This is a genomic window from Mesorhizobium sp. B1-1-7, from assembly GCF_006442705.1.
Lineage (GTDB): Bacteria > Pseudomonadota > Alphaproteobacteria > Rhizobiales > Rhizobiaceae > Mesorhizobium > Mesorhizobium opportunistum.
Genome location: NZ_VFWQ01000001.1, coordinates 497,351 through 508,297 on the forward strand (window position 1 = coordinate 497,351; position 10,947 = coordinate 508,297).

The following is a 10,947-nucleotide window of genomic DNA, read 5'->3' on the forward strand; positions in this document are numbered from 1 at the left end:
GCTAGAGTGACTTCTGGAGTTGCGCTTCCCGCGCTGCTCGCAGCCGGGCGAAATCGTCGCCGGCATGGTGCGACGAGCGCGTCAGCGGGCTCGATGCCACCAGCAGGAACCCCTTGGTCCGGCCGATCGTCTCGAAGGACTTGAACTCTTCCGGGGTGACGAAGCGGATTACCGGGTGGTGCTTCTTCGACGGCTGCAGGTACTGGCCGATGGTCATGAAGTCGACATTGGCCGAACGCAGATCGTCCATCAGCTGCAGGATTTCATTCCGCTCCTCACCCAGACCCACCATGATGCCTGACTTGGTGAAGATCGACGGGTCGAGTTCCTTGACCCGCTGCAGAAGCCTGATCGAATGGAAATAGCGGGCGCCCGGCCGAACCTTCAGATAGTTCGACGGCACGGTTTCCAGATTGTGGTTGAAGACGTCGGGCTTGGCCGCCACAACGACCTCCAGGGCGCCGTCCTTGCGCAGGAAATCGGGCGTCAGGATTTCGATCGTTGTCGAAGGCGTTGCCGCGCGGATGGCGCGAATGACTTCGGCGAAATGCTGTGCGCCGCCATCGGCAAGATCATCGCGATCGACCGAGGTGATGACGACATGGCTGAGGCCCATCTGCTTGACGGCGTGGGCGACGCGAGCCGGCTCGTCGGGGTCGAGCGCCGTCGGAATGCCGGTGGCGACGTTGCAGAACGCGCAGGCGCGGGTGCAGATCTCGCCCATGATCATGAAGGTGGCGTGCTTCTTTTCCCAGCACTCGCCGATGTTCGGGCAGCCGGCCTCTTCGCAGACCGTCACCAACTTGTTCGATTTCACGATCTCACGTGTCTCGGCATAACCCTTCGAGACCGGCGCCTTGACGCGGATCCAGTCGGGTTTGCGCAGCACTTCCTGGTCCGGCTTATGCGCCTTCTCGGGATGCCGCAGCCGCGGCGCGTTGGCGATCGTGTCGAGGACAGTGACCATCTGAACCCTGGCTTTTCTTGCGACCGCCAGTCGGCGATCGTCACCTTTACGTCATCTAGGACTTTTCGGCACAAAGAAAAAGGCTGCAGCGGCGCATGCCGCTACGACCGTTTTCGCATAGCCGGAACCATATCGACTAGCGGCGCACCAGGCGACCGACCCAGATCAGCAGGCAGGCGCCGATGAAGCCGGTGATCAGATAGGCGATCCAGCCGACGCCGAATGGGCCGAAATTGAGCGCCTGCAAGATCGCGTTCAGCACCACCGCGCCAACGATGCCCATGATAATGTTCATGAAAATGCCGGTGTTGCTCTTCATGAACATTTCGGCCAACCAGCCTGCCAGGCCGCCGATGATGATGGCTGCGATCCAGCCCACGCCGTTCAAGTGCATATGCCTTCTCCTTGCGTGCGTAAAAATGCATCCGGAAACGAACTGACTTGCCGCCGAGATCCCGCAGCCTTCGGGGCTGAGTCTCTTGCGGCGAATCTATCATGCGTTCAGCGCGCGGCCATAGGCGTCGAGCACGCTTTCCTTCATCATCTCCGACAGGGTCGGATGAGGGAAGATGGTGTGCATCAGCTCTTCCTCGGTGGTTTCGAGGTTCATCGCCACAACGAAACCCTGGATCAGTTCGGTCACTTCGGCGCCGACCATGTGGGCGCCGAGCAACTGGCCGGTCTTCTTGTCGAAGATGGTCTTGACGAAGCCCTGGTCCTCGCCGAGCGCGATGGCCTTGCCGTTGGCTGCGAACTGGAAGCGGCCGACGCGGATATCCTTGCCTTCGGCCTTGGCTTTCGCTTCCGTCAGGCCGACGGAGGCAACCTGCGGATTGCAGTAGGTGCAGCCCGGAATCTTGAGCTTGTCGGTGGCATGCACGCCAGGGAAATTGGCGATCTTCTCGATGCAAACCACGCCTTCATGCTCGGCCTTGTGGGCAAGCATCGGCGGGCCGGCGACATCGCCGATGGCATAGATGCCCGGCACATTGGTCTTGCCGTAGCCATCGATGACGACGCAGCCGCGTTCGGTCTTTACGCCAAGCGCCTCCAGGCCGAGGTTCTCGATGTTGCCTTGCACGCCGACGGCCGAGATCATGCGGTCGGCGGTGATCTTCTCGACCTTGCCGTCCTTCATCTCGACATGCGCGGTGACCGAGTTGGCACCCTTCTCGACCTTGGTCACCTTGGCTTCGAGAATGATCTTCATGCCTTGCTTCTCGAACTGCTTCTGCGCGAATTTCGAGACTTCAGCATCCTCGACCGGCATCACCGCGGGCAGAAGCTCGACCACGGTCACCTCGGCGCCCATGGTGCGATAGAAGGAGGCGAATTCGATGCCGATGGCGCCCGAGCCCATCACCAGCAGCGACTTCGGCATCTCCTTCGGCACCATGGCCTCGAAATAGGTCCAGATCAGCTTGCCGTCCGGCTCGATGCCGGGCAGCGCGCGCGGCCGGGCGCCGGTCGCCAGGATGATGTGCTTGGCGGCGTAGGTGCCCTCGCCCTTGATGCCTTTCGGCACCGGCGGCTGCGGTTCCATCGGCTTCTTGCCCGTCTTGGAGACGACGATCTCGCCCGGTTTCGACAGCTTGGCCTCGCCCCAGATGACGTCGACCTTGTTCTTCTTCATCAGGAAGCCGACGCCGCCATTGAGCCGCAGCGAAACCTTGCGGGAGCGATCGACGACAGCCGATGTGTCGACGCTGACCTTGCCGTCGAGCTTCAGCCCGTAGTCCTTCAGATGATCGGAATAGTGCATGATCTCGGCCGAGCGCAGCAGCGCCTTGGTCGGGATGCAGCCCCAGTTGAGGCAAATGCCGCCGAGATGCTCGCGCTCGACGATCGCCGTCTTGAAGCCAAGCTGGGCGGAACGCACCGCCGTGACATAGCCGCCGGGGCCGGAGCCGATGATGATGACGTCGTAGTTCTCAGCCACGATTTTTCTCCTTATTCACAGTTCCAGCATGACGCGCACGACGGGCGTCAGGGCCTTGCCGATGTTCCGCGTGTTTTCGGCGTCGAGGTGGACGCCGTCGAGAGGGGTGGTTTGCGCGACCGTGCCGGCATCGAAGAAGCCGCAGCCGGCTTCGTCGGCGAGCCCGGCATATTGCGGCGCCAACAGCTTCGAGGCGTCGTCGCCGCCGGCAAACATTTCCTTGAAGTCGGCATTTTCGGTGCGGCTGACGAGAGGCGGCGAAACAATCAGGATCTGCGGCACCGGCCAGTCGAATGGGTAGTCGTGGCCGCGTACGATGTCGATCAGCCGCTGGATGCCTTGCTTGGCGGCAACCGGATTGCCGTGGATCCACGGCTTCATGTCGTTGGCGCCGAGCATGATGACGATCAGGTCGATCGGCGCATGCGTCGTCAGCACCGTCGGCAGCAGCCGTGCGCCATTGCGATCGGCGCCGGCCAGATGATCGTCGAAGGCGGTGGTGCGGCCATTGAGACCATCGGCGATGACCTGAACGCCGCCGCCGAGCCCAGCCTGCAGCACGCTGGGCCAGCGATCCTCAAAGGCGTGGCGGCCGCCTTCGGCATTGTAGCCCCAGGTCAGCGAGTCGCCGTAGCAAAGCACCGTCTTCATCGATCAACCCGCCTTCATGTTGGCCATGCCACGCTTCAACCGCCAGCGCACGAACAGCCATTGCACCAGTATGATCACAAGGCCCGGCAGGCCAAGTCCGAGCACGATGGGAATGTCGCCCTTCACTGCCGTCATGCTGCCGTCGGTATAAAGGATCGCGGCAATCAGCAGGACAAGCAGCGCCACAAAGACAATCAGCAACCACATTCCCGTCTTGCCGACGGTTGCCGGCGGATCGCTCATCAACTGCGCCACGAAGAAGACGAAGGTTACGATGATCGTCACCAGAACCGACGCCATGAAGACGAGGATGTATTCTTCCTGCGCGTCGGTGACGACGGCCAGTTCCTGCGCGACCAGGCCGCCAGCCAGGCCGGATAGAATGAAGGCGAAAAGGCTGGTGAAGAATTTCCGCACCGCCCTTTTCCTTCTTAGACCAGCATGCCCATCGGATTTTCGATCAGCCGCTTGAAGGCGACCAGCAGTTCGGCGCCCAGCGCTCCGTCAACGGCGCGATGATCGGTCGACAGCGTCACCGACATCACGGTGGCGATTTTGATCTCGCCGTTCTTGACCACCGCCCGCTCCTCGCCGGCACCGACCGCCAGGATCGTCGCATGCGGCGGGTTGATGACGGCGGCAAAGTCCTTGATGCCGAACATGCCGAGGTTGGAGACGGCGGTCGTGCCGCCCTGGTACTCTTCCGGCTTCAGCTTGCGGCTGCGGGCGCGGCTCGCCAGGTCCTTCATCTCGTTCGAGATCACGGACAGCGTCTTTTCGTCCGCATGCCGAATGATCGGCGTGATCAGGCCACCGGGGATCGACACGGCAACGCCGACATCGGCATGCTTGTGCTTGACCATGGCGCTTTCGGTCCATGAGGCGTTGGCATCCGGCACCGCCTTCAGCGCCAGCGCCATCGCCTTGATGACCATGTCGTTGACCGACAGCTTGTAGGCCGGCGCCTCGCCTTTTTCGGTCTTCTTCACCGGAGCCGCGGCATTGATCTGCGTACGCAATGCCAAGAGTGCATCGAGCTCGCAGTCGAGCGTCAGGTAGAAATGCGGGATGGTGGTCTTGGCCTCGACGAGGCGGCGCGCAATGGTCTTGCGCATATTGTCGTGCGGGACGAGTTCGTAGGAGCCTTCCTCGAACAGTTTTAGCACCTGTTCGTCCGACATCGCCTTCACCGCCGGAGCAGCGGCCGGCGCGCCAGCCGGGGCCTTGGCCGCCGGTGCCGTCTTGGCACCGCCGCCGGCAATCGCGGCATCGACATCGGCTTTCACCACCCGGCCATGCGGGCCCGTGCCGGTCACCGCCGAGACATCGACGCCGGCCTCCTTGGCAATGCGACGTGCGAGCGGCGAGGCGAAGGTACGGCCTTCCGGCGACTGGCTGATCTCCCCCCCCGTGGGGGAGATGGCCGGCAGGCCAGAGGGGGGCGCCTCGCGCTGAGAGGACGGCGGGACAGCGCCCCCCTCTGTCGGCTTCGCAGACATCTCCCCCACGGGTGGGGAGATTGGCGCCTCGTCTTGCTTGGCTTCCGCCTTGGGCGCCGCAGCACCACCGCTTTTCGCCGCCGCCCCCGCATCCTCGCCCTCGGCTGCGAGCACGGCGATCAGCGCGTTGACCTTGACGCCTTCGGTGCCGGCTGGAACGACGAGCTTTGCAACCGTACCCTCATCGACGGCTTCGACTTCCATCGTCGCCTTGTCGGTCTCGATCTCGGCGATGACGTCGCCGGGCGAAACCTTGTCGCCTTCCTTCACGAGCCACTTTGACAGATTGCCCTCTTCCATCGTGGGCGAGAGCGCCGGCATGGTGATGTTGATTGGCATTTTGTCCTCCCGCCCGGTTCAGCGATACGCGACGGCTTTGACCGCCTCGATGACCTCGCCGACATTCGGCAAGGCCAGTTTCTCGAGGTTGGCCGCATAGGGCATCGGCACATCCTTGCCGGCAATGGTGATGACTGGGGCGTCGAGGAAATCGAAGGCGCGCTGCGAGACCTGGTTGGCGATATGGTCGCCGACCGAGTTCTGCGGATAGCCTTCCTCCACGACCACCAGCCGGTTGGTCTTCTTGACCGACGCGATGATCGTGTCGAGGTCGAGCGGGCGGATCGTGCGCAGGTCGATGATCTCGGCGTCGATGCCCATGCCGCGCAGTTCCGCTTCCGCCTTAACCGCGTAGGTCATGCCGATGCCGAACGAGACGATGGTGACGTCCCTGCCCGTCTTGTGGATACGCGCCTTGCCGATCGGCAGCACGAAATCATCCAGCTTCGGCACGTCGAAGGACTGGCCGTAGAGGATTTCGTTCTCGAGGAAGATGATCGGGTTCGGGTCGCGGATCGCGGCCTTCAGCAAGCCCTTGGCGTCGGCGGCCGTATAGGGCATCACCACTTTCAGGCCGGGAATGTGGCTGTACCAGGCGGCGTAGCACTGCGAATGCTGTGCGGCGACGCGGGCCGCGGCACCATTCGGACCACGGAACACGATCGGCGCTCCCATCTGGCCGCCGGACATATAGAGCGTCTTGGCGGCCGAGTTGATGATCTGGTCGATCGCCTGCATGGCGAAATTGAAGGTCATGAACTCGACGATCGGCTTCAGCCCGGCCATCGCCGCACCGACGCCGACGCCGGCAAAGCCATGCTCGGTGATCGGCGTGTCGACGACGCGGCGTGGCCCGAATTCCTGCAGCAGGCCTTGGGTGATCTTGTAGGCGCCCTGGTATTCGGCGACCTCCTCGCCCATGACGAAGACATCGCCGTCGCGGCGCATTTCCTCGGCCATCGCGTCGCGCAAGGCTTCGCGCACCGTGGTCGACACCATCTCCGTGCCGGCCGGAATGTCGGGATCGGCGGCGATTTCCGCTTTCGGTGCGGCTGCGACTGGTGTCGCGGCCGGCTTTGCGGCCTCCGCCTTGTCCTCGGCCGGAGCCTCCGGCTTCGCCGGTGCTTCCCCCTTGGTGGGAGCCGCGGACTTGCCGACATCGGCGGCGCTTTCGCCGTCCTGCAGCAAAACCGCGATCGGTGTGTTGACCTTGACTCCTTCGGTGCCCGCGGCGATCAGGAGCTTTCCAATCGTGCCTTCATCGACGGCTTCGACTTCCATCGTCGCCTTGTCGGTTTCGATCTCGGCGATGACGTCGCCGGCGACGACCTTGTCACCCTCGTTCTTCAACCATTTGGAAAGATTGCCCTCTTCCATGGTCGGCGAGAGAGCGGGCATGAGAATTTCGATCGGCATGTTCCTCGCCCTCCCTTACAATACGATATCGGTCCAGAGCTCGGACGGATCCGGCTCTGCATCGTTCTGGGCAAATTCGGCGGCGTCGGCGACGACGTCGCGGACCTCCTTGTCGATGGTCTTGAGCTCGTCCTCGGTTGCCCACTTCTTCTGCGTCAACCGCGCCTTGACCTGCTCGATCGGGTCATGGTCCGAACGCATCTTCTGGACCTCTTCCTTGGAGCGGTATTTCGCCGGGTCGGACATCGAGTGACCGCGATAGCGATAGGTCTGCATTTCGAGAATGATCGGCCCGTTGCCGGCACGGCACCATTCGGTTGCCTGATCGCCGGCGGATTTGACCGCACGCACATCCATGCCGTCGACCTGGATGCCCGGAATCTTGAACGAAGCGCCGCGATGCGAAAAATTGGTTTCCGCCGACGAGCGCGAGACTGAGGTGCCCATGGCGTAACGGTTGTTCTCGATGATGTAGATCACCGGCAACTTCCACAGCGAGGCCATGTTGAAGCTTTCATAGACCTGGCCCTGGTTGGCGGCGCCATCACCGAAATAAGTCAGCGAGACATTGTTGTTTTCGCGATAGCGGTTGGCGAAGGCGAGGCCCGTGCCCAGAGACACCTGCGCGCCGACAATGCCGTGGCCGCCGTAAAAATGCTTCTCCTTGGAGAACATGTGCATGGAGCCACCCTTGCCCCTGGACAGGCCGCCGCGGCGTCCGGTCAGTTCGGCCATGACACCACGCGGCGAAAGCTCCATCGCCAGCATGTGGCCGTGATCGCGATAGGCGGTGATCATCTGGTCGCCGTCGATCAGCGCCATCTTCATGCCGGTGACGACGGCTTCCTGGCCGATGTAGAGATGGCAGAAGCCGCCGATGAAGCCCATGCCATAGAGCTGGCCGGCCTTTTCCTCGAAGCGGCGGATGAGCAGCATGTGCCGGTAGGCGGCAAGCTCTTCGTCCTTGGTGAATTCAGCAGGCTTGGGTGCTGAAAGCACCGATTTGCCGTCGGATTTCGATTTGGCAGGCGCTTTTCTGGCTGCGGTGGCCATGCATCACTCCCTGTTGGCGTCTCTTTGCGGACATTGGAGCTAGAGGAAATCTGCTCCCGGGGAGATCAGCCTCCCCACCGATTTATGGGAGGCTAACACGCGTTACAGCGTTGCGCCATGACGAATTTGCATAGCTGGCATGCGCCTAAGCGATTAAAATCATTGAAAATATTGGTGATTAACTGAAATTCGGTTACTTTGACGAGGCCGGCAACATGATGGTGATTTCATTAGGCTGGGACAGGTTGAGCGCTTTGCGCGCCTGCTCGTCGAGCATGTCCTTCTCCAGCGTGCCGTCATGCATGAGCCGAACGCGCCGTTCAAGCTCCATCCGGCGCGCCTTGACGGCATCGAGCTGCGCTTGCAGCGCGACCGTCTGGGCCTCGAGCTGATATTTCGAATTGATGCCGAATTCACCGTGATAGGCGTGGAAGCCGAAATAGGCCAAGAATACCACGCAAAGCGAAGGGATGATCAGCCGGCCGGTGTTTCTCTGCTTGTGCTGACGCGTCCACATCGCCCATTCCCTCGCGGCCGCGAACTCAGGCGGCTCACGACCTTTTTCGCCCGATTGTGCTTAACGGACGGTTACGGACGGCTGGCTTGAGCGACCGTGAAATGAAAAAGGACGGGAATGACCCCGCCCTTTTCCACTGTTCGGAAACGATTTGTCGGATCAGCTCTTGATCACCGACTTGCCGGCGTAGCGCGCCTGCTTGCCGAGTTCTTCCTCAATGCGGATCAGTTGGTTGTACTTGGCCATGCGGTCGGAGCGCGATAGCGAACCGGTCTTGATCTGTCCGCAGTTGGTGGCGACGGCGAGATCGGCAATGGTCGAATCCTCGGTCTCGCCCGAACGGTGCGACATGACGGCCGTATATCCAGCTTTGTGCGCGGTCTCGACGGCGTCGAGCGTTTCCGTCAGCGAGCCGATCTGGTTGACCTTGACCAGGATCGAATTGGCGACGCCCATGCGGATGCCGTCGCGCAGGCGCGCGGTGTTGGTAACGAACAGGTCGTCGCCAACCAGCTGCGTCTTCTTGCCGATCAGGTCCGTCAGGTACTTCCAGCCTTCCCAGTCGTCCTCGGCAAGGCCGTCCTCGATCGAGATGATCGGATAGTCGGCGGCGAGCTTGGCGAGATACTTGGCCTGTGCCTTGGGATCGCGCGTCTTCTTCTCGCCCTCATAGACGTAATTGCCGTCCTTGAAGAACTCGGTCGCGGCGCAGTCGAGGCCGAGCGCGATCTCCTCGCCCGGCTTGAAGCCGGCTTTCTCGATCGATTCCATGATGAAATCGAGTGCCACCGGCGCGCTCTTCAGGTTCGGGGCAAAGCCGCCCTCGTCGCCGACATTGGTATTGTGGCCGGCGTCCTTCAGCTTCTTCCTGAGCGTGTGGAAGATTTCCGAGCCCCAGCGCACGCCTTCGCGCAGCGTCGGCGCGCCGATCGGCAGGATCATGAACTCCTGGAAGTCGATCGGGTTGTCGGCATGCGCGCCGCCGTTGATGATATTCATCATCGGCACCGGCAGGATATGGGCCTTGGTGCCGCCGACATAACGGTAGAGCGGCAGGCCGGCGGCGTCGGCCGCGGCCTTAGCCACCGCCAGCGAGACACCGAGGATGGCATTGGCGCCGAGCCGGCTCTTGTTGGGCGTTCCGTCGAGTTCGATCATCGTCTGGTCGATATGGATCTGGTTCTCGGCTTCCATGCCGCCGATCGCCTCGAACAGCTCGCCATTGACCGCTTCCACGGCCTTGAGCACGCCCTTGCCGAGATAACGGGCGCCGCCGTCGCGCAGTTCGACGGCCTCATGGGCGCCGGTCGATGCGCCCGACGGCACCGCGGCGCGGCCCATCGAACCGTCTTCGAGCATGACATCGACCTCGACGGTCGGATTTCCACGGCTGTCCAGGATTTCACGCCCGACAATGTCGATGATGGCGGTCATTGCGATGTCCCCGATTGATCTGAAGAAATGTCGCGCCCGTCTTAGCCAAAGCGCCGCAAAAGGCAATCGGGCCATGGCCAAATAGTGCGGCCCGGCTGATTCACGAAGCGCAAATTTCTGTCATCATAAGTCATGCTGCCAGACGCGCGTTTCGAGATATGGTTTCGAAGCGCGGGGCGAAACAGGAGGAGTTTCGCCATGTCCGAGTTCAGCGGTATCGTGAGTTTGTTCCTGATCGCGGCGGCGTTCCTGACGTCGTGCGACAATCAGCAATCACCGCCAAAGGCAATCGCGCCTTTGCCGGCCTTAAGCATCAACCAATAGCCCCGAAGGCCCGCAAACCCATCGGGCATTGCGTTGAATCAAGAAAGGGCCCCGCCGAAGCGAGGCCCTTTTTTGTCACATCAGTGCCAGTATGGCTTGACGTTGTAATACTCGTAGGATGCGTCGCGCGCGCGCTCGCCATCCTCGCCGGTCAATTCATTGATCGAATAGGCGGGCGCTGCTTTCAGCTGTTCCTTGGAGAAGGGCACGACATAGCCGCCCTTGTCCCGATCATAATCGAGACTTGCCCAAGGAATGGCATGATACTTCTCGCCCATGCCGAGAAAACCGCCAAAACCGATGACCGCGAACATGATGCCGTTCGAGGTTTTGTCGAGCATGACGTCCTCGATACTGCCGATGCTGTCGCCCGCGGTATTGTAAACTGTTGTGCCGATGACTCGCGAAGCGGCAATGGCTTGGGTGTGGCCTGTTTGAGTTGTCATGATGTGCTCCTCATTGTCGTCAAACTCTGCTTCGACAATGTGGGAGAGGGGCGAAAGTTCCCGGCTTTTTACGGTGTCGGCCGATCACTCCGCGAGAATGAAGGTCACCTTCATGTTGACGCGATAGGCAGCAATCTTGCCACCGCGAGAAGCGCCGCCTCAGCGCCCCTTGGCGATGCGGTCGAACGCCATCAAACGCTCCAGGAGTGCCGGCATGTCTTTCAGCGGCACCATGTTCGGACCATCGGAAGAGGTCGAATTGTCCGGATCCTGGTGGGTCTCGATGAAGACGCCGGCAACGCCGACGGCGACAGCCGCACGGGAGAGCGTCTCGACGAAACGTCGCTCGCCACCCGAAGACC

The 10,947-nt window shown here is 61.7% G+C and carries 12 protein-coding genes and 1 pseudogene; 1 reads left to right on the plus strand and 12 read right to left on the minus strand.

Going from position 1 to position 10,947, the window contains the following annotated elements; genetic code table 11:
* Window position 1: 1 nt before the first annotated feature.
* From lipA to eno, 10 genes are all read right to left on the minus strand, one after another.
* Complete coding sequence (lipA, locus tag FJ978_RS02550) at window positions 2-967, minus strand: lipoyl synthase (RefSeq protein ID WP_140569850.1); 966 nt, start codon at window positions 965-967, stop codon at window positions 2-4.
* A 136-nt stretch (window positions 968-1,103) separates the two neighbouring features.
* A complete protein-coding gene (locus tag FJ978_RS02555; RefSeq protein ID WP_013895637.1) occupies window positions 1,104-1,361 on the minus strand; it encodes a GlsB/YeaQ/YmgE family stress response membrane protein in 258 nt (85 codons plus the stop codon).
* 99 nt (window positions 1,362-1,460) lie between these two features.
* Entirely contained in the window at window positions 1,461-2,906 is a 1,446-nt protein-coding gene (gene lpdA, locus FJ978_RS02560) for a dihydrolipoyl dehydrogenase (RefSeq protein ID WP_140569852.1), read from the minus strand.
* A 15-nt stretch (window positions 2,907-2,921) separates the two neighbouring features.
* Complete coding sequence (locus FJ978_RS02565) at window positions 2,922-3,557, minus strand: SGNH/GDSL hydrolase family protein (protein WP_140569854.1); 636 nt, start codon at window positions 3,555-3,557, stop codon at window positions 2,922-2,924.
* A gap of 3 nt (window positions 3,558-3,560) precedes the next feature.
* On the minus strand, window positions 3,561-3,974 hold the full coding sequence (locus FJ978_RS02570; protein ID WP_013895640.1) for a hypothetical protein: 414 nt from the start codon (window positions 3,972-3,974) through the stop codon (window positions 3,561-3,563).
* 14 nt (window positions 3,975-3,988) lie between these two features.
* On the minus strand, window positions 3,989-5,395 hold the full coding sequence (locus tag FJ978_RS02575; RefSeq protein WP_140569855.1) for a pyruvate dehydrogenase complex dihydrolipoamide acetyltransferase: 1,407 nt from the start codon (window positions 5,393-5,395) through the stop codon (window positions 3,989-3,991).
* An 18-nt stretch (window positions 5,396-5,413) separates the two neighbouring features.
* On the minus strand, window positions 5,414-6,811 hold the full coding sequence (locus tag FJ978_RS02580) for a pyruvate dehydrogenase complex E1 component subunit beta (RefSeq protein ID WP_140569857.1): 1,398 nt from the start codon (window positions 6,809-6,811) through the stop codon (window positions 5,414-5,416).
* Window positions 6,812-6,826: 15 nt separating this feature from the next.
* Window positions 6,827-7,864, minus strand: coding sequence for a pyruvate dehydrogenase (acetyl-transferring) E1 component subunit alpha (gene pdhA, locus FJ978_RS02585; protein ID WP_140569860.1), 1,038 nt, complete (start codon window positions 7,862-7,864; stop codon window positions 6,827-6,829).
* A gap of 193 nt (window positions 7,865-8,057) precedes the next feature.
* On the minus strand, window positions 8,058-8,381 hold the full coding sequence (locus FJ978_RS02590) for a septum formation initiator family protein (RefSeq protein WP_140569861.1): 324 nt from the start codon (window positions 8,379-8,381) through the stop codon (window positions 8,058-8,060).
* 159 nt (window positions 8,382-8,540) lie between these two features.
* On the minus strand, window positions 8,541-9,815 hold the full coding sequence (gene eno, locus FJ978_RS02595; protein WP_140569863.1) for a phosphopyruvate hydratase: 1,275 nt from the start codon (window positions 9,813-9,815) through the stop codon (window positions 8,541-8,543).
* Window positions 9,816-10,013: 198 nt separating this feature from the next.
* On the opposite strand from eno, the gene FJ978_RS33360 reads away from it, so the two are divergent.
* The gene (locus FJ978_RS33360; protein ID WP_140569867.1) at window positions 10,014-10,139 is read left to right on the plus strand and encodes a hypothetical protein; all 126 of its coding nucleotides are present in this window, start codon (window positions 10,014-10,016) and stop codon (window positions 10,137-10,139) included.
* 80 nt (window positions 10,140-10,219) lie between these two features.
* On the opposite strand, the gene FJ978_RS02605 is transcribed toward FJ978_RS33360, so the two are convergent.
* Entirely contained in the window at window positions 10,220-10,585 is a 366-nt protein-coding gene (locus FJ978_RS02605; RefSeq protein WP_140569870.1) for a PRC-barrel domain-containing protein, read from the minus strand.
* A 159-nt stretch (window positions 10,586-10,744) separates the two neighbouring features.
* Window positions 10,745-10,947: pseudogene (locus tag FJ978_RS02610) on the minus strand (3-deoxy-8-phosphooctulonate synthase); the annotation flags it as partial.